The organism is Sphingobium lignivorans, assembly GCF_014203955.1.
Lineage (GTDB): Bacteria > Pseudomonadota > Alphaproteobacteria > Sphingomonadales > Sphingomonadaceae > Sphingobium > Sphingobium lignivorans.
Genome location: NZ_JACHKA010000001.1, coordinates 3191813 through 3210220, shown reverse-complemented (window position 1 = coordinate 3210220; position 18408 = coordinate 3191813). Strand labels below are relative to the sequence as shown.

Here is an 18408-nt window from a genome sequence, read left to right as displayed (position 1 = left end):
GCCATGCTGACATGCGATCGCCGGCATTTTCTGGCAGCGACGGGCGGGCTGGCCCTGACCGGCGCTCTGGGACGCGTGGACAGGCTCTGGGCGGCCCCGCGTTTTCCCGACGATCCGTTCGCGCTGGGGGTAGCGGCTGGCGATCCCTGGCCGGACGGCTTCGTCATCTGGACGAGGCTCGCGCCTCGACCGCTCGAGGAGAATGGCGGCATGCCCAAGGCGGCCGTCGCGCTGCAATGGGAAGTGGCGGAGGACCCGGCCTTCCGGCGCGTGGTCCGGAAGGGCGATACGCTGGCAAGACCGGAACTGGCGCACAGCATCCATATGGAAGTGGGGGGACTGCGTCCGCGCCGACCCTATTGGTATCGCTTTGCCATCGGTGGGGTTGCCCAAAGCCCGGTCGGGATGGCGCGCACGGCGCCCGCCCCGGGCGATCTGCCGGAACAGATGCGCCTGATCGTGGCGGGCTGCCAGAATTATCAGCATGGCTGGTATAGCGCCTGGCGCCATATTTCCGAAGAACCCGACATCGACGCCGTGTTCCATTATGGCGACTATATCTATGAGGATGGCGGCCCCTCGAAGAAGGTCATCTGCGATGCCTTGGGCAAAGTGGTCAGCCGCGCTCATCTGGGCGGCGAAACATACAGCCTCGACGATTATCGCCGCCGCTATGCGCTCTACAAGAGCGACCCCGATCTGCAGGCCGCCCATGCGGCGGCGGCCTTCATCATGTCGTTCGACGATCATGAAGTGGATAATAATTGGGTCGAGGCATTCGATCAGGACGGAACGCCGCCCGAGGCTTTCCTGCTACGCCGCTTCGCCGCGATGCAGGCCTGGTACGAACATGTGCCGGTACGGCGCGCGCAGTTCCCCCATGCCGACGGTCTCGCCATGTTTCGGCGGCTGGATTATGGTGCCCTCTGCCGCATCCATGTGCTCGACACGCGCAGCCACCGGACCGACCAGCTCTGCATGGGATCGGACGACCATCATTGCCGCACCGACGAGATCCCGGACTCGACGATGATCGGCCCTGCCCAGGAGGCCTGGCTGGCCGAGGGCCTGCGCGGCAGCACGGCCCGCTGGAACCTGATCGCGCAACAGGTGCGCATGATGCCGCTGGTCCGGCGCGGGCCGGCGGGCGAAGCGCTACCCACTCCGACCGATACGTGGAGCGGTTACCCGCAAGCGCGCGCGCGGCTGGTGAGCGAGATCGCCCAAGCCGGCCTCACCAATGTCATTGTCGCCACGGGAGACGCGCATATGCACAATGTCGGGACCGTGCCCATGCGGGACGATGAGCCCGATGGACCAGCCGCCGCTGTCGAATTCATGGCCAGCTCGATTTCCTCCGAGGGCGATGGCGCTCCGGTAACGCCTGCCATCCAGGCCTATCTGGATGGCCGCAACCCCAATCTCGCTCTTGCCAATCACCAGCGCGGCTATGACCGGTTCGATATCGAACCGGCGCTGTGGCGCACGGACGTCAAGGTGATCGACCAGGTCCAGAAGCCGGGTGGGAGCGCGAACACATTGGCGCGTTTTGCCGTGGCCCCTCACGAAGCCGTGATCGTGCGTGCCTGACGATGCATAAGCGCAGCGGAACACTGATCACTCTCGACTTGCTGTCTGCTGTCTAAAGGAATGCTCTCATGCCGGAGTTCGCCGTACATACATGAGCGTATGTCTTCTGCCAGGGAACGCGGTTCTTTGAGCCGTGACTGAACCAACGGCGTCGTCACGGGCTGTTGATCTCTCAACATCGGTGAGGCACCATGGTAGCATGCCGGGCAGCCGGCAGCGGAGAGGATCATGGCCAAGAAACCAGTTGAGCACCAATTCCTTACCGCTTCTCGACGAGGGTTTATTGGAGGTGCCGCTGTTCTGGGCCTCGGTGGCAAAAGCGCGCTGGCCATCTCTACCACCCCCCATCCCGTTGCATCCCAGCCCTGGTTCGAGACGTATCTCGACGCGTTCAATCGTGCGGACGAAGAAAGGTTCGGTGCCTATTATGCCGATGATGTGCAGTTCTTCGGCCAAGCTGCTCAGGTTACGGGTCGGCAGGCTGTCATGGACTTCTACAGAACAGTCCGGAAATATCTTCATGAGCGTGTGGAGCTCCAGACCTTTGTTGGCGATCCCACAGGCGCGCACATGCTTGCCGTGCTGAGAACCACGTTGGTGGCGCATAAGGACTGGCCGGATATGCCCACGGGCCCGCTGAAAGCGGGAGACACGCGCGAGAGCGTGAACTTCGTGATGTATGACATTGCGAAGGGACTGTTCACCCGTGTCCGTTCAGCCCGGTTCAGCCCACAAAAGGGACGCAGCGCATGAACCAGGAAGAGCGGTTCCGCGCCTACATTGCGGCCTTCAATGCACAGAACTGGAGCGAGTTGGTGCGCCACTATGCGCCCGACGTGCACCTCACCATCGGCAATGGCACCCAGATGATCGGACATCATGCCATCATCGAATTCTATCGTAAGGTTAACCAGCAGACCCGCCGAATTATCGAAGTCCGCCACAGCTTTACGGACGGCAAGCGCCTTGTCGCGGAGTTGGCCTCGGAGTTTGAGGCCATCGTGGATGCTCCTGATTTCACGTCCGGCCCGCTCAAGAAGGGCGATCGCTACCGTATCAACAGCTTCGCGCTCTATGAGTATGAAGGTGACCTTTACACCAATATCCGCGCCGCCGTTTTCCGTCGGGATTTTGGGCCGCTCAGCTGAAGACGATCGCCACACCCAGTCCGTAATCAGAGCCGGTCGAACAATTTTCCGACGTCGGATCCCGATAAAGGCCCCGCGCAGACACCTCAGCCCAGCGCCCGTAATCCATATCAAAAGACCAACCCTACCCCTCGCGGCTATGCCTGCTACCTGCACGCTTCAGGCGCACCAGCGCTTCGTCGAGGGCCGAGAGGAAGCGGGAGCGATCGGTCTTGCTGAAGGGGGCGGGCCCACCGATGATATCGCCTCCGGCGCGCAGGTCGGCCATGATGGCGCGCGTGGCGATCGCGCCGCCGATAGAGGCCATGGTGAAGGGCTTGCCGTTCGGGGCAATCACGATCGCCCCGGCCTTGAGGCACCGGTCGGCAAGCAGGATGTCCGCCGTGATGCAGACGGCTTCCCCGTCGGCCCGCTCCGCGATCCAGTCATCGGCGGCGTCGAAACCGTCGGAGACGATCACGCGCTCGATCAGGGGGGCGACGGGAACCCGCATCGGGCTGTTGCTGACGATGCTGACGGCGACCTCATGCCGGAAAGCGACCTTGTATATCTCGTCCTTCACGGGGCAGGCGTCGGCATCCACCAGGATGCGGATCACCTCTCCCGCCCATTCTTCTTGCGCCAGCCGCCCTTGCCAGCCCCCGGCCCGGGCTTGCGGCCCTTGCCGCCATCCGGCTTGCCATGATCGGCCCGCCCGAGACGGGCCCGAAGGGGGCGGGGGCCATCGGACGGACGGTTCTCCTCGCGGCGGTTCTGGCGCGCGGCGTCACGCGGCTTGCCCTCGACCGGCTGAATCTCGACATCATCCTCTTCATTCGCCGTGCGGCGGACGGCATCCAGGAACCGTGACGCGAGGGCACCGGGCACCTCGAACAGCGTCTCGCTGGCAGCGATGCGGATGGCGCCGATCTCGTTGCGGCTCACATGGCCGCGCCGGCAGAGCAACGGCAGGATCCAGCGGGCCTCGGCATTCTGTCGGCGGCCGATGTTGAGGCGGAACCACGCGCTCCCCTCGAACCCCGCGCGGGGCTGGCGCGCTTCCTGAGGCGCATCGCTGCCCAGCAGATCCTCGGGCGCGGGCAGGCGGACGCGATGGGCGTGGACCAGCGCCGCGGCAATGTCATGCGCGCTTCGCTCGGCCAGCAACCGGTCGGCCAGCTTGTGGTCCTGCTCGTCGAGCTCCACGGGGGCGAGGAGGGTGGTCAGCAGGCGTTCGCTGTCAGCACGGCGAATGTCGTCCGCGGAAGGCGGCGAGACCCATTCGGCGGGGATACGGGCGCCCCGCAACATGGACTCGACCCGCCGGCGCCGCTGATAGGGCACGATCAGCACGGCCGTGCCTTTCTTGCCCGCGCGCCCGGTGCGGCCGGAGCGATGCTGCAGCGTCTCGGCGTCGCGGGGGATATCCACATGGATGACGAGGCTGAGATTGGGCAGGTCGATGCCGCGCGCGGCCACGTCGGTCGCCACGCAGACGCGCGCGCGGCGATCGCGCAGGGCCTGCAGCGCCTGATTGCGCTCGTTCTGGCTGTGCTCGCCGGACAGCGCGACGGCGCCGAAGCCACGCTCCACGAGATTGGCATGGAGGTGGCGGACATTGTCTCGCGTCCCGCAGAACAGGATCGCTGTCTCCGCCTCGTGGAAGCGAAGCAGGTTGACCACGGCATTCTCGATATCGGACGGCGCGATGGCCATGACCTGATAGCTGATGTCGCCATGGCCGCGATCCTGCGAGACGGTCGAGATGCGCAGGGCGTCGCGCTGATAGCGCCGGGCGAGCGCCACGATCGGCGCGGGCATCGTTGCCGAGAAGAGCAGGGTCCGCCGTTCGGACGGCGTCGCGTCGAGGATTTCCTCGAGATCCTCGCGAAAGCCCATGTCGAGCATTTCGTCGGCTTCATCGAGCACCACGCCGCGGAGCGCCGCCAGATCGAGCGCGCCGCGCTCCAGATGATCGCGCAGGCGCCCGGGGGTGCCCACCACGATATGCGCGCCGTGGTTGAGTGCGCGCCTTTCCCTCGACGCGTCCATGCCGCCGACGCAGGTCGCGATGCGCGCGCCGGCCTTGCCGTAGAGCCAGATGAACTCGCGGCTGACCTGCAGGGCCAGCTCCCGCGTCGGGGCGATTATGAGCGCCAGCGGCTTGCCGGGCGGCGGCATGAGGCCATCGTCCCCAAGCAGATCGCTCGCAAGGGCCAGGCCGAAGGCAACGGTCTTGCCGGAGCCGGTTTGCGCGGAGACGATGAGGTCGCGGCCATGGGCCTCTGCCTCGAGGACGGTGGCCTGGACGGCTGTGGGGGCAGTGTAGCCATGCTCGGACAGCGCATCGCCAAGAACAAGCGGAAGATTGGAAAAGGACATGTGACTCGCAAATCAAGAAGAGCCGCGCGCGGCCCGGAATGTGGCAATAGACGCTTTCGCGGCCCGGCATCGGGCGCGCGCATGATCTGGCGGCTGTAGTGGGCCGGCCGCGTCAGCGGATGCCTTGAAGGGCCCCATACAGCTTATCTGTGCTTTTGGCTTCCACAGTTTTCGATTCGTCCCGCCAGCGAGTGGGCAGGGCCGCGATTTGTCCGTGAAGCGGGAGAGCAAAGCGCCCGATGCGGACGCCTGAACAGGAAAGGCCGGACCGCGGCATTGCCACGATCCGGCCTTGGGGAGGGATTTGGGGGCGCCTCCCCTGGGGGTCAGTGGGCGTTGAACGCCAGTCGTTTGACGAGGTGATCGGGGCCGAGCAGCGTCACGGGCTTGCCCGTGGCTTTCCGGCGCGCGACCCATTCGCGCATCAGCTCCGTGCTGGTATGGTCGATGCCGTGCAGCCGATGGAGATCGAGTTCGACGGCATGCTCGCGGGGAATGCTTTCCAGCACCTGCGTGAGCCGGGTCAGGCTGACGAAGGTGGCCGAGCCATCAAGACGCAGATGGCTGATTTCCTCCGAGCGCTCCTCCTCGACCTTGAGCCGCAGCGTCTTGCGATGCTGGATCAGCTCGATCACCGAGAGGCCAAGGCCCACCAGAACGCCGGTCAGAAGGTCAGTCGTCACCACGAGGATGAAGGTGACCGCCCAGATCGCCGCCGGCAATATGCCGTAATTGGCGAACAGGTGGCGCACATGCGTCAGGCTCACGAGCCGCCAGCCGGTGACGACCAGGACGCCGCCAAGGGCCGCCATCGGGACTTCGCGGAGCAGACCAGGCAGCAGCGCGACGAAGCCGAGGATCCACACGCCGTGGAGGATGGCCGACCAGCGGGTCTTGGCTCCGGCCTGGACGTTGGCCGAACTGCGGACGATCACGCCGGTCATCGGCAAGGCGCCCGCGAGACCGCAGAGCAGGTTGCCGACGCCCTGTGCGCGCAGTTCCTTGTTATAATCCGTGCGGACGCCATCATGCATGCGATCGACAGCCGCCGCCGAGAGCAGGGTCTCCGCACTGGCAATGAAGGCGATGGCAAGGGCCGCCACCAGCAGCGCGGGCTGCATCAGCGGGTCGAGGAAATTCACGCCGGGGGATTCGATCGCGCCGGCAATCGAGGCAGGCACGTCGATCCGCGCCACGTTGAGCTGAGCCAGCCACGCAATCAGGGTCGCAGCGACCACGCCCAGAAGGGCGCCGGGCACCAGCTTCATGCTCGCGGGACGCAGCTTCTCCCAGCCCACCATCGCGCCGATGGTGACGAGGCCGAGGAACAGCGCATATTCGGCCGACTGGAGGCTGTAGGGCGACAAGCCCAGCACCCGGGCCGGCATCAGAGCAATGTTCTCCAGACCGCTGGACATCGGCTGGTTGTCGAACAGGATATGGAACTGCCCGACCACGATCAGCGCGCCGATGCCCGCCAGCATCCCGTGGACGACCGCCGGCGAGACCGAGCGGAAGAAACCGCCCATCCGGGCCATGCCGGCCACGAACTGCAGAACGCCTGCCAGCAGGAGCACCGGGCCGAGCGCGGCGAGGCCATGCTCACGCACGAACTCGAACACAATGACGGCCAGGCCAGCGGCGGGGCCGCTGACCTGCAAGGGGGAACCGGCGAGAAAGCCGACGACGACGCCGCCGATGATGCCGGTGATGAGCCCCTTTTCGGGCGGGACCCCCGAAGCGATGGCGATGCCCATGCAAAGCGGCATCGCCACCAGGAACACCACGATCGAAGCGGTGAAGTCGCGGGTGAAGGTGCCGCCTTCCGCCCCGCCGCCCAAGGATCGGCCCTTCAGCGCGCCAATCATTCGGCAGCCTCGACCGCGTAGAAGTCGGAAACGATCCGCGTCGAGGCCGGCACGGCGACCGGAAGCGGCTGGTTCTCGCGCAGCGGCCGGAAGCGTCCGGTCTCGCCGTCGAGGCCAAGCACATGGCCGGCATGAATGTCCACGAACCAGCCGTGCAGGCTCATCTCGCCACGCGCGATGGCGGCCGCCACGGAAGGGTGCGTGCGCAGGTGCGCGAGCTGGGCAATCACATTCTCGAGGCTGATGGCGCGGATGCGGGCATCATCCTCCAGATGCGCATAGCAGGTGTCGACGACATGCTGGGCTGCCGAGCCATGACGCAGCCACGCTGCCACGTTCGGCATCGTCGCCAGGGATTCGGGCTTGCTGAGGGCCTTCATCGCGCCGCAGTCGGAATGGCCGCACACGATGATGTCCCGCACGCCCAGCGCCATGACGGCATATTCGACCGTCGAGGACACGCCGCCATTCTGGGTGGCAAAGGGCGGCACGATGTTGCCCGCGTTGCGGCAGACGAAAAGGTCGCCCGGCTGCGCCTGCATGATCTGCTCCGGCACGACGCGGGAGTCCGCGCAGGAAATCATCAGTGCCTTGGGGCTTTGTCCATGAGCGGCAAGCTTGGAATAAAGGTCGAAGCTCCCCGGGAAGACGCTTTTTTCGAAGCTGAAAACTCGTCCGATCAGTTCGTTCATCGCAGAAATCTCCTTGATGGCGAGCCAGGGCCCGCGTTTCAGGAAATCTAGCCACGGAAAATTTCTGCGCTTGCTCCGTCTTGTAAGGAAATATTGCTGCGCGACGCATCGTGACGGGCGGTCGGCAAACGGATGACGGCGCGCAGGCCACCCTCGGAACGATTGGTCAGGCTCAGCGTCCCGCCTTCCGCCCGCACGCCGTTGTGGACGATCGCGAGGCCCAGCCCCATGCCGCGTGTGTTCCGCGCCCGGCCTTCGTCCAGGCGGACGAAGGGCTGGAGGGCTGTTTCCAGCTTTTCCGCCGGAATGCCGGGGCCATCATCTTCCACGCAGATGAGGACGGCGCCGTTCTCCTCGCGCACGCTGACGCGCACATTGCCCGCATAATGAAGCGCGTTCTCGACGAGATTTGAGATGGCGCGGCGCATCGAGACGGCACGGGTCATGACCTCGAGGCTGGAAGGGCCATCATAGGTCGCATCGTGACCGGCGTCGCTCGCGGCGTCGACGATGGTGGCCGCCATCACGGCGATATCCACTTTCTCCACCGGAAGGGTATCGCCCTCGCCGCCAAGATAGGTCTGGAGCGACTGGAGCAGGTCGCTCATCTCTCCGATGTCCTTGATGAGCGCGGCTCGCGTCTCCTCGTCGACCTTTGCACCGTGGAGCCGCAGCTCCATGCGGGCGAGCGGCGTGCGCAGATCATGCCCGACCGCGGCAAGCGCCTGCGTCCGCGCGGAGACCAGCCGATGGATGCGCTGCTGCATCATGTTGAAGTCACGAATGAGCGTGCGGACCTCGCGCGGGCCACGCTCCGTCACGGGCACGGGTTCCTGATTGCCGAGGGTTCGCGTGGCGTGCATCAGCATGCTCAGGGGCTTCAGGGTCGCGCGGATCATGAGGCCGCCCAGCACCGCCAGCAGGATCATCGGCACCGACAGAGCGAGCATGCGGCCGACCGTCAGGGGCCAGAAGGCATGGGGCTGGACGGCCCGGAACATCACGGTCGTGTGGTCGCTCAGCTCCACGCTGCCACCCACTTCCCCGCCACGGCTGAGCGGCATGAGATAGAGGCGCAGCTTCGCTTCCCGCAATTTGGGCTCGATGGCGAGCATTTGCGAGCGCAGTTCGTCGAGATTGAACCGTGCCGCCCGGCTGTCGATGCCCTTGTGCCAGTTCAGTTGCAGCCGGGGCGTACTGAGTTCGCGCGCGACCGCATCCCGATCCTGGGGCGGCGTGCGATCCATGACCCGGCGCGCCACCACGAGATATTCCGCCATGAGATTGGCTTCGTCGTCCTGAAGCGCGAAGCGGCTCACCCGTTCGAAAACGAATGTGTTGGCGACGAACTCGGTTATCAGCACGAAGGCGAGGATCAGCACGATCCTGCCCAGCAGGCCGACGGACGGCAGGCGCATCAAGCCGGCGTGACCTGCGCGCTGAACATGTAGCCGACGCCGCGGATGGTCACGATGGGCGGATCGCCCCCGGCCGCCGCGAGCTTGCGTCTCAGCCGGCTGACCAGCACGTCTATGCTGCGGTCCGAACTGTCGCTCAGCCGCGTGCGCGACAATTCGATCAATCGCTCGCGGGCCGATGACGCGCATGGGCTGCGACACGAATGTGGCGAGGAGATCGAACTCCGCACCCGTCAGATCGACCACTGCGCCCGTTGGCGAGCGCAACTCGCGGCGGGAGAAGAAGACGGTCCAGCCGTTGAACTGGAATTCGTTGCGCCCGCGCGAATCGTCCCGGTCCGTGCGCGGCCCCCGGCGCAGGATCGCCCGAGTGCGCGCGATGAGTTCGCGCGGCTGGAAAGGCTTGGACAGGAAGTCGTCGGCGCCGAGCTCGAGTCCCAGGATGCGGTCCTCGTCGCTGCCTTTCGCGCTGATGAAGATGATGGGCACGTCGCTGCTCTTGCGGATCTTGCGGCACAAGTCGATGCCGTTGGTGCCGGGCAGCATGATATCCAGGATGATCAGGTCCGCCTCGGGGCCGTTTTCCAGCGCGACCCACATTTCCGGCGCCGTCGCGGCGGTCCGCACCATGAAGCCGTTTTCCTGCAGGAGCCGCGCAATCAGCGTGCGCAGGGCCGGGTCGTCTTCGACGAGAATGATAGTCTGGGCAGTCATAGGGTTTCGGGGCTCTTTGAAGTCGTTTTGTTGAATGGTGGGGACAGCCGCAACATCGGCCGCCTTCCCAAGCGAAATAGCCGGACAACCGGCATCGACTCCCTCTCCTTTCATCAGATCCTTTCGGATCAGGCCGGTCCCCGGCTCCCCCGTCGCCATGTCTTCAGCACTTACTGTAAAACTGCGGCGTCAGCCCGGGAACTGTCCCTCTTTGCGGGATTGCCAGTGCGGTGCAGATCATCCCCGGGCGTGAGCCACGCGCGAACCCGGCTCATATCCTGCGGCGATGCGGGGAACAACCTCTTCAAGCCCCCTGGCGAGAAAGGGCGCCAGCGCAGGCGGAAGCCCGCAGGAAGCGGCATGGTTCGTCCCGACACGAGAGACCGTGCGAACTGTAGGGCGCGCAACCTGGGCAGAACGGGCTGATCGCGCACACCGCGGACGGGAACTCAAGCGGGAACCTCCGTGGATTATCCATGCGAGGAGTGCCACCGGATTGTTTCGCGATTTGCGCCGATACATTACAAAAGATTGCTGCAGGGAACCGCGCCATCGTCAGGAAGAGTTCGCCAACCAGATGGAGGGGCCCACACGGAACGTGCATGGCGCCCATCGCGTCCCGCTACAGGGCAGGCGGATGGGATGGGCCGGGCCGGCGTTGAACTCGACTTCATCTTCCATCAGCCTCGCTTTTCCGCTGTCCTACACCCTATCCCCCATGGCAACCCCGCCCGACGCCTCTTGCCATCGACGGAGACAGTCCATGTACGGCTCTTTCTTCTCGGAGCGCTTTCATCAATCGGTCAGGCCGCAGAGGCTTGCGGGGATGGGCGCAGGCGTCCGCCATATCGGCCCTCCCGCGAGGTTCACGGAAGCGGAAGATGACGGGGACGTGCCGTCATCTTTGTAAACTTCCAGCCCGCTGTGCAGTGTTGGGCCGGCACGGTTGGACCGCGCGCGGTTACGCTTGGCGGCGCAGGGTGACCCTCCCGACCAGTGTCTTCCGCAGGGACCATGGCGCCGCTCCCGAGGAAGCGGCGCGCGGCAGTGAACTCAGGACAGCAGATAGTCGTAATAGGCCCCGTCCGGCGGACCGCCCGCGGCGGCCTGGACACCGTCGAGCGACCCTGCCGGCAGCGTCGCGAGGCTGCGGGCGTGATGCTCTTCGCTCGCCCATTTCTCGATGAAGATGAAGCGATGCTCGTTGCCGAGGTCGCGCAGAAGCTCCACGCCTTCGCTGCCATCAGCGGCCGAGACCACTTTCGACAGTTCCACGAGGGCTTCCTCCATTTCGGCGCTTTTCCCGTCGGCGGCGGGAATGATGTAGAGGCGGGCAACGGTCATGCTTTGCTCTCCTTGCAGGTGAGGCCGTTCAGATATCCTGGACCAGCCGGCCGTAGAGATCCGGCCGCCGATCCCGGAAGAAGCCCATGCCCGCGCGATGGCGGCGAGCCTGGGCCAGATCGAGCGTAGCGACGAGCGCGCCCGTTTGCCAGTCTTCCACGTCCGAGACGAGGTCGCCCCATTCATCGGTGATGAAACTATGGCCATAGAAACGCTGCGGGCCAGCGCAGCCCGGCATGGCTTCCTCGCCGATGCGGTTGGCAGCGATCACGGGCATGCAGTTGGAAACCGCATGGCCCTGCATGGCGCGGCGCCACATGCGGCTGGTATCCAGTTCGGCATCATAAGGCTCGGTGCCGATCGCGGTGGGGTAGAACAGCAGCTCGGCCCCCATCAGCGCCATGGCGCGCGCGACCTCGGGATACCACTGATCCCAACAGATCCCGACGCCAATGGTGCCATAGCGGGTTTCCCACACCCGGAAGCCGGTATTGCCGGGGCGGAAATAATATTTCTCCTCATAGCCCGGGCCGTCCGGGATGTGGCTCTTGCGATAGACCCCCATGACCTCGCCTTCGTCATCGATCATGGCGAGGCTGTTGTAATGATGCTGCCCGTCGCGCTCGAAGAAGCTCACGGGAATGTAGACGCCCTGCGTCTTGGCCACCCGCTGCATGGCGAGAACGGCGGGATGCTCGCCAATCGGCCGGGCGCGGGCAAACAAAGCCTCATCCTCGACCGTGCAGAAATAGGGGCCCTCGAACAGTTCGGGCGGCAGCACGATCCGCGCGCCGCGAGCGGCGGCCTTGGCCACATTCTCCTCGACAAGCGCGATGTTGGCGGCCTCGTCATCCGAGAAGGCGAGTTGAAGGGCGGCGACGGTGACTTTCGACATCTGGCGATCCTGCGGTGGAAATCAGGCGGCGGCGGGCAGCTGCTGGCTCATGCAATGAAAACTGCCGCCGCCGCGCAATATGGCGTCCGACGGCAGGCCCACAAGGGTGCGGCCGGGGAAGAAGGGCGCCAGCGCCTCCAGCGCCGCGCCATCATTCGGCGCACCATATTGGGGAACGATGACGACAGCGTTGGTGATGCAGAAATTCATGTAGCTGGCCGGCACGATCGCGCCGTCCACTTCATAGCGGCCGACCGAGGGCATCGGCGCAATCTCCAGCCCGAAGGCACGGGCGCGCTCGGCGGCATCGGCATAGATGGCCGTGTTGGGGTCGTCAGGCGTAGTCGCCTGAGGGACGGCCAGCACACCGGGCGCCACGAAGCGAGCGAGATTGTCGACATGGCCGTCGGTATGATCGTTGACCAGCCCGTCGCCCAGCCAGAGCATGGCGGAAAGGCCAAGCGAGCCGGCCAGCAGTGTCTCGATCTGGCGGCGATCCAGTCCGGGATTGCGATTCCGGTTGAGGAGGCATTGCTCGGTGGTGACGAACAGGCCGGTGCCGTCCGTATCCACCGCGCCGCCCTCGAAGATCATCGGCACATGGCGGCAGGGAAGGCCGGTCGTCGCGGCGAGGCGCGCGCCGATATCCTCATCGCCGGGCATCCTGAACTTGCCGCCCCAGCCGTTGAAATCGAAATCGACGAGCGCGCGGGCGCCGTTGGGCCCGAGGATGCCGAGCGGGCCCGTGTCGCGCAGCCAGACGTCCCCGAAGGGCATGTGCTGGACGGTGACAGCAGGCGCGGCGAGAGATCGGGCGATGGCAAGGTCAGCCTCGCTGCGGACAAGCAGCGTGACCGGCTGCTCTGCATCCGCCACCGCACTGGCGAAAGCCGCAGCCTGCCTCTGCGCAGCCGGCAGGGCAGCGGGCCACTCGGCAGGATCGCCGGGAAAGCCGATCCAGAGCCGCTCCTGCGGCGCCCATTCGGGAGGCATGAGAAGGGACATGATGAACCAGACTCGCTTTTGGATGCTCAGTCCGCTCCTTGACGTGCTTGGGGCCGGTCAGCAAGCCGTCAACATCCCGGCGTGGCTGGCAGGAGCCAGGACGAGCGATGCCGCCGCCGCGCTCCTCGTTCCGATCGCGAGTGGGCGCGGTCGAGCATCTCCAAGGGAAGATGAGGCCGATTCCGTCACGAGAAGAAGCAGCTGCGCGCCACGAGGTCGTGACCGTCATGCGTGCGCGGAGCAGCCTTTATGCATTGCAAAGACGTCGATTGCCGGGCATGCCGAAGCCGAGCCACCGCGGCGTGGAAGACGCCGCCACCAGGGGATGTTATCCAGCGGGCTGTTCGTGCGTTATCAGGATCGGATGGTCGGTTTGAGGATCAACCTGAGTAGAGTGACCGAGATTTCGAAGATCAGGGACATGGATGTGATCCACGTGACGAACGTGCCGCAGGCGGACTTCTCGAAGGTTCCTCAGGCCGTATCGCAGACCATCGTCTGATCGCCCCGGCTGTTGTCATGCAAAGCGGAGATGGCACTGAAATCCTCCTGGACGTCAGCCGGCTCGTCTGGCGGGCATGGGAAGGTCTGTTCCCGACGGGGATCGACCGGACGTGTCTCGCTTATGTACGACATTTCCGGGAGCGTGCCCGGGCCGTGGTGCAGCGGGGCGGGCTCACGCGTGTCCTGACACGGCGGGATTCAGTGCGGCTCTTCGATCTGCTGCTCGCTCAGGGCGGTGAGGTGCGTTCCCGATTGCTGGCGACGCTCCCGGGGGCTCTCATGGGGAGCCCGGGAAAGCGGAATGCCGCCAACCGGATTTACCTCAATGTCGGTCATACGGGGCTGGATCGGCCGGGTCATGCCGCCTGGCTGGAACGGACCGGCGTGAAGCCCATCTACTTCGTGCATGATCTCATTCCCCTGACTCATCCCGAATATTGCCGTCCCGGCGAACCCGAGAAGCATCTCCGGCGCATGACCTCGCTCCTGCATCATGGCGCGGGCGTGATCGGCAACAGCCGGGATACACTCCACGAACTCGCCGTCTTCGCGGGTCTGCAGCGAACATTGCGCTTGCCGCCGTCGCTGATGGCGCCGCTGGGTGTGGCCGCGCCGGCTATGCCCGAGAAGGGGCCTGTACCGCTCCTGCCGGGGCGTCCCTATTTTGTGATGGTCGGGACCATCGAGGCGCGCAAGAATCACCTCCTGATCCTGAATATCTGGGCGCAGATGGCGCGGCGACTGGGGGCAGCCTGCCCGCAACTCGTCATCATCGGGCAGCGCGGCTGGGAATGCGAGCAGACGGTCGACATGCTCGAGCGCAGTGAGGCGATCCGGGGGCATGTGATCGAGCTTTCCCGTTGCGACGATGCCGCGCTGATCGCCTATATGCGCGGTGCGCGCGCGCTTCTCTTTCCTTCGTTCGCGGAAGGCTATGGCTTGCCGCTGGTCGAGGCGCTAGCCTGTGGTACGCCGGCAATTGCAAGCGATCTGCCCGTTTTCCGCGAGCTTGCCGGCGAAATTCCCGATTATCTGAGCCCGATCGATGGTCTCGGCTGGGCCCGGCTGATCGAGGATTATGCGCTGGAGAATAGCCCCTCGCGCGCCAGCCAGCTCGGTCGTCTTTCAGGCTGGGAGCCGCCCCGCTGGGAAGCTCACTTCGCGAAAGTCGACCACTGGCTGGAGTTCCTTATCACGCCCGGATAAGCTCCGGCGCCCAGTGGCTTACGCGATCGCCCGCGAGGCGTTCGACTGCCGATTCCACGAGGATTTCCGTGGCCGACTGGCTGGCCAGACCGCCATAGATGAGGCAGCGATCATACAGGACGCGCCGGAAGGCGTCGAACAGCCGGGCATTGGGCGCCTGCGGGCGCGTCCAGAAATCGTCGAGCCGGCCCTGATGTGTGAGCTGGGGAATGTCGTAAATCGCCTTGCCCAGTGCCATGGTGGGAACGCCAGCCGCCAGTGCCAGCGTGGCGGATGTGCTGTTCACGGTCACCATCCCACAGGCATCTTCCGTCAGCAGGGACAGGTCCCCGCCGGCGATATGCATCACCCTGTCCGCAATGCCCAGGCGCCGTGCCCGCGCCTCGATGCGCCGCCGCCAGCTGAGGAAGTTCGCATCGAGCGGATGTTCCTTGACGAGAAGACGCACATGTTGCGGCGCCCGGCGCGCGAAACTGTAGAGCACATAGTCGACCGCTTCCGCCATGTTCTGGAACGGTGAGTGCTCGCGGATCTGGTAGTCGTTGGAAAGCTGGAGCGGGAAGAGAAAATAAGGCGCTTCCGGCAGGCGGGCGACGATCTTCGCGGCATGATTCTCATCCGCCTTTTCGCGCGCGAATTTGTAGAGCCAGCCAAAGCCCTCGAGCAGCAGCGATCCCCGGCGATGGGATGTGTAGAAGGGATAGAATGGCCGCTTCAGGACAACCTGGGAATAATAACGATAGGCGTCGCGCGCCCGGCGGCGGAAGCTGGCGGTGATCGGTGGGCGATCGGGCAGAGGAGGGAGCTTCTTCGCGGCTTCGAGGTACCATCTGGGGTCGCGGGAAAGCGACGAGTTGCCGTTGACGCCGCTCGGTTCCAGCGTCAGCCAGTCCGGACGGATATAGCCTTCCTCGAAAACATGAACATCGATCTTGCGGAGCTGCGCCATGTGATGGGCAGCCATGTGCATCGGCCGACAATCGCCAAAGAGCACGATATCCGTAATGCCATGCTCGCTCAGGAACCTGTCGATGAACAAGGTCCAGCGCCTGCGGGTGCCGCGGTAATCTGTCGCGTCTCCCGGCCAGTCGGCACGATCGCCGCCGTTCAGATTGATGCGGAAGATCCCGCACTCAAGATCGCGAAGCCTTTCGGCCAGACTCCAGAAGAAGCTGCCGGGAGGGCCTTGCAGAAACAGGAAATTCCGGTGCGCTATGGGTTGGTACTTCATCTTGTTCCCACAAGTTGCGCAAATGCGCGTCTGGCCCACCCAACCAACCGGCGTGACTGAACTAGTGCAATATTTTCGCGCTGAACACCAGAGAGCAATCGCCGGACGACAATTTCCGCCGGGCAGGGCAAATTTGTCACAGGGTCGAGATAGCGGGGATAGCGTAGCAGCACGGCCGCCGCGAGCGCATCGATGGAAAGGGGCTTGCCGCGGCGGGACACGGGCGCGGCGAGATCCCGCGTCAGGCCCCAGCCTGCGAAGAACGGCGTGCCGTGCGTGACGACGGTTCGTCCCTGCAACAGCGCCTCGAAGCCCGCCAGCGAGGTGATGACATGGACTTCGTCGCTCATCGCGATGAGGCCGCTGATCGGGCTCTCCGCATCGATCGCGTCGGCGAGGCTCAGGGCCGCCGGCGCGGGGATGGCGCCGCGGCGATGGCCGGCCTCCACATCGGGGTGAGGCCGATAGACGATCCATGCATCCGGCGCATCCCGGCGCACACGCCGCAGCAATTCGAGATTGGAGCGGACATCGCCGCCGCCCGAAAGGACGGACCGATCATCCTCCACCTGGCCGACCACGAGAATGTGCCGCTTGCTTCCGCCGAGGCGCGGGACCGCAGCGCCACCGCCGACGCCATATTTGCTGACGCCCTCGCGCACCAGCCAGGCGCACAGGCGCTGCGCACGCGCGCGATCGGCCGGGGAGGTGTCGTCGCGCGCGAGCATCTCTTCCAGCCGGCTCGGCCGCGACGGATCATAATGGACGCCAAGATCATCCACCACGATCGAGAGCGGAGGTACGCAGTCTGCGCCGAGGCCCGCAGACCGGATGAACCCATCCTCGACTTCGAGGATGCGCCAGGGCCCGTACTCAAGCTCGGCGAGAAAGGCCGCCGGCACGCGCGCTTTCCAGACGGCCACGGCGGCGCCGGGCGGCAATGCGTCCAGGGCACTGCGGCTGGCACTTCTGAAGGGAACGGCATGCCCGCCCCAGAGCAGCGGCGCCACCGTGTCCCGCTTCCAGTGCGCGAAGCCGAAGGCAGCGGCAAGCGGGCGGTTGGCATCGATGAGGTCGCGCCAGCCCGCGAGACTGTCGATGAGCGCAACGGGATTGGCGGGATCGCCCGTGAACGGGTCGGCATAAGCGACATCGCGCAACAGATAGCGGTCCACCAGATCCTCGATGCGGCATTCCGCATCGGGTGAACCGGGCTCCATGCCCGAGAGGATCGCGAACGGTCCTTCACTCTCGCTGCGGATGCGTTTTCCGGCGATGGCGGCCAGCAGGAGCACCGGATCGGCGCCAGACCCGGAAACGGCCTCATCCGGCGTGGACCAGACGCTTTCGGGCAGCCAGAACGAACCGCCGACCCGATGCTCCCGCAGGGCGGCGATCAGTTGTGCGGGAGAAGCGCTCGGGGCCGGCCCGCCTTCGCTGCGCGCTTGCACCACCGGATGCGGCTTGGCGCCCGGGAAGGGCGGCACGGCCATGATGGCGCGCGCGACGGCCAGAGGGGCAGGAGAGGTCGCGCCGTTCATGGGCGCCGGACCTTCTCCACCCAACCGGCCGGGGGATGGGGCAGGCTCTCGAGCGAGCCGCTGCGCATGGTTGAGATCGCCTGATGAAGCCAGGGCGCGAGCACTTCCATGTCCGGATTGTGACGCGCATTCACGCCCATGACCAGACTCGACGGGCCATGATAGGCGGAAAACAGCGTGTCTCCGCTGTCCGGTGCTATGAAGCGGTCGAGGCCGCCCTGGATAACGATGAGCGGGATGGACAGGGACTCGAGGGCGGCCAGATTATCCCAGTCATCCGGAATGAACGCGCGGGCGATACGGGGCGCGGATTCCTGCACGCGCACGAAGCTGCTCATGGCGATGACGCCGTTGACATGCCCATCCTGCGCCGCCGCATGCATGGCCACGGCCGCGCCGATCGAATGGCCGATGAGCCACACGCGCGCTTTCGGGCCGGCAAGGCTGCGCGCCGTCTCGATGAATGCGGCGGCATCGCGCAGCAGGCCTCGCTCGCTTGGATGCCCGGCATTGCCGCTGAAGCCGCGATAGGACGCCACCAGAACGGCCATGTCATCCCCGGCCAGATACTGGGCGCTTCGCCCGCTCCGGTTCAGGGTCCAGTTCCGACCGTGGAAGAATATGATGATGTCGTCATTGCTGCCTTTCGACGCGGGCCAGTAGAGACCCTCGAGCACAAGGCCGTCGCTCGTCCGCACATCGACCGATTGCGGCGCGGGCCCGATCCACGCGGGCTCGGTCGCCGATACCGGATCGGGCGAATAGAGGATTTGGCGCGAGATGCCGCAGCCCCCGAGAGAGAGGCAAAGCGCCAGCGGCAGGACGAGCCATCCCCTGAGGCGTCCGGTGCCCGGCCAGTCGCGGGCAGTCCCTTGGCGGACAATCATGTGA

At 65.4% G+C, this 18408-nt stretch carries 17 protein-coding genes and 1 pseudogene; 6 read left to right on the top strand and 12 right to left on the bottom strand.

Going from position 1 to position 18408, the window contains the following annotated elements; all coding sequences use genetic code 11:
* Positions 1-3: 3 nt before the first annotated feature.
* The 3 genes from HNP60_RS14800 to HNP60_RS14790 all read left to right on the top strand — a co-directional run bounded on the left by HNP60_RS14800 (position 4) and on the right by HNP60_RS14790 (position 2738).
* Positions 4-1590, top strand: coding sequence for an alkaline phosphatase D family protein (locus tag HNP60_RS14800; RefSeq protein WP_184155212.1), 1587 nt, complete (start codon positions 4-6; stop codon positions 1588-1590).
* A 228-nt stretch (positions 1591-1818) separates the two neighbouring features.
* On the top strand, positions 1819-2343 hold the full coding sequence (locus tag HNP60_RS14795) for a nuclear transport factor 2 family protein (protein WP_184155209.1): 525 nt from the start codon (positions 1819-1821) through the stop codon (positions 2341-2343).
* Entirely contained in the window at positions 2340-2738 is a 399-nt protein-coding gene (locus HNP60_RS14790; protein WP_184155206.1) for a nuclear transport factor 2 family protein, read from the top strand. The genes HNP60_RS14795 and HNP60_RS14790 overlap by 4 nt, the downstream gene beginning before the upstream one ends.
* Before the next feature lie 124 nt (positions 2739-2862).
* Here HNP60_RS14790 and HNP60_RS14785 read toward each other — a convergent pair whose 3' ends face one another.
* From HNP60_RS14785 to HNP60_RS14745, 9 genes and pseudogenes are all read right to left on the bottom strand, one after another.
* Positions 2863-3333 (bottom strand): YaiI/YqxD family protein, encoded by a 471-nt coding sequence (locus HNP60_RS14785; protein ID WP_184157098.1) that lies wholly within the window; start codon positions 3331-3333, stop codon positions 2863-2865.
* A complete protein-coding gene (locus tag HNP60_RS14780; protein WP_184155203.1) occupies positions 3333-5099 on the bottom strand; it encodes a DEAD/DEAH box helicase in 1767 nt (588 codons plus the stop codon). The genes HNP60_RS14785 and HNP60_RS14780 overlap by 1 nt, the downstream gene beginning before the upstream one ends.
* A gap of 326 nt (positions 5100-5425) precedes the next feature.
* Positions 5426-6967: a SulP family inorganic anion transporter gene (locus HNP60_RS14775; protein ID WP_184155200.1), complete on the bottom strand. Its 1542-nt coding sequence runs from the start codon at positions 6965-6967 to the stop codon at positions 5426-5428.
* A complete protein-coding gene (locus tag HNP60_RS14770; protein WP_014077311.1) occupies positions 6964-7659 on the bottom strand; it encodes a carbonic anhydrase in 696 nt (231 codons plus the stop codon). Before HNP60_RS14770 ends, HNP60_RS14775 begins: the two co-directional genes overlap by 4 nt.
* Positions 7660-7706: 47 nt before the next feature.
* On the bottom strand, positions 7707-9077 hold the full coding sequence (locus HNP60_RS20210; protein WP_184155197.1) for an ATP-binding protein: 1371 nt from the start codon (positions 9075-9077) through the stop codon (positions 7707-7709).
* A pseudogene (locus HNP60_RS14760) lies at positions 9077-9791 on the bottom strand (response regulator transcription factor). The gene HNP60_RS20210 and the pseudogene HNP60_RS14760 overlap by 1 nt, the downstream one beginning before the upstream one ends.
* Before the next feature lie 1053 nt (positions 9792-10844).
* Complete coding sequence (locus HNP60_RS14755; RefSeq protein WP_184155194.1) at positions 10845-11135, bottom strand: putative quinol monooxygenase; 291 nt, start codon at positions 11133-11135, stop codon at positions 10845-10847.
* A gap of 28 nt (positions 11136-11163) precedes the next feature.
* Positions 11164-12030 (bottom strand): N-carbamoylputrescine amidase, encoded by an 867-nt coding sequence (gene aguB, locus HNP60_RS14750; protein WP_184155191.1) that lies wholly within the window; start codon positions 12028-12030, stop codon positions 11164-11166.
* Between the two features lie 21 nt (positions 12031-12051).
* Positions 12052-13035, bottom strand: a complete 984-nt coding sequence (locus tag HNP60_RS14745; protein WP_184155188.1) for an agmatine deiminase family protein — start codon at positions 13033-13035, stop codon at positions 12052-12054.
* On the opposite strand from HNP60_RS14745, the gene HNP60_RS14740 reads away from it, so the two are divergent.
* Positions 13034-13537, top strand: coding sequence for a hypothetical protein (locus HNP60_RS14740; RefSeq protein WP_184155185.1), 504 nt, complete (start codon positions 13034-13036; stop codon positions 13535-13537). The two genes, HNP60_RS14745 and HNP60_RS14740, sit on opposite strands and share 2 nt — an antisense overlap.
* Before the next feature lie 17 nt (positions 13538-13554).
* Entirely contained in the window at positions 13555-14745 is a 1191-nt protein-coding gene (locus HNP60_RS14735; RefSeq protein ID WP_184155182.1) for a glycosyltransferase family 4 protein, read from the top strand.
* Here HNP60_RS14735 and HNP60_RS14730 read toward each other — a convergent pair.
* Entirely contained in the window at positions 14732-15694 is a 963-nt protein-coding gene (locus HNP60_RS14730) for a capsular biosynthesis protein (RefSeq protein ID WP_260394926.1), read from the bottom strand. The two genes, HNP60_RS14735 and HNP60_RS14730, sit on opposite strands and share 14 nt — an antisense overlap.
* Here HNP60_RS14730 and HNP60_RS20050 point away from each other — a divergent pair.
* Positions 15665-16036 (top strand): hypothetical protein, encoded by a 372-nt coding sequence (locus tag HNP60_RS20050; protein WP_260394925.1) that lies wholly within the window; start codon positions 15665-15667, stop codon positions 16034-16036. The two genes, HNP60_RS14730 and HNP60_RS20050, sit on opposite strands and share 30 nt — an antisense overlap.
* Here HNP60_RS20050 and HNP60_RS14725 read toward each other — a convergent pair.
* Both HNP60_RS14725 and HNP60_RS14720 read right to left on the bottom strand, forming a co-directional pair.
* Complete coding sequence (locus tag HNP60_RS14725) at positions 15973-17517, bottom strand: capsular polysaccharide export protein, LipB/KpsS family (protein WP_184155176.1); 1545 nt, start codon at positions 17515-17517, stop codon at positions 15973-15975. The two genes, HNP60_RS20050 and HNP60_RS14725, sit on opposite strands and share 64 nt — an antisense overlap.
* Positions 17514-18404, bottom strand: coding sequence for an alpha/beta hydrolase (locus HNP60_RS14720; RefSeq protein ID WP_184155173.1), 891 nt, complete (start codon positions 18402-18404; stop codon positions 17514-17516). Before HNP60_RS14720 ends, HNP60_RS14725 begins: the two co-directional genes overlap by 4 nt.
* Between the last annotated feature and the right edge of the window lie 4 nt (positions 18405-18408).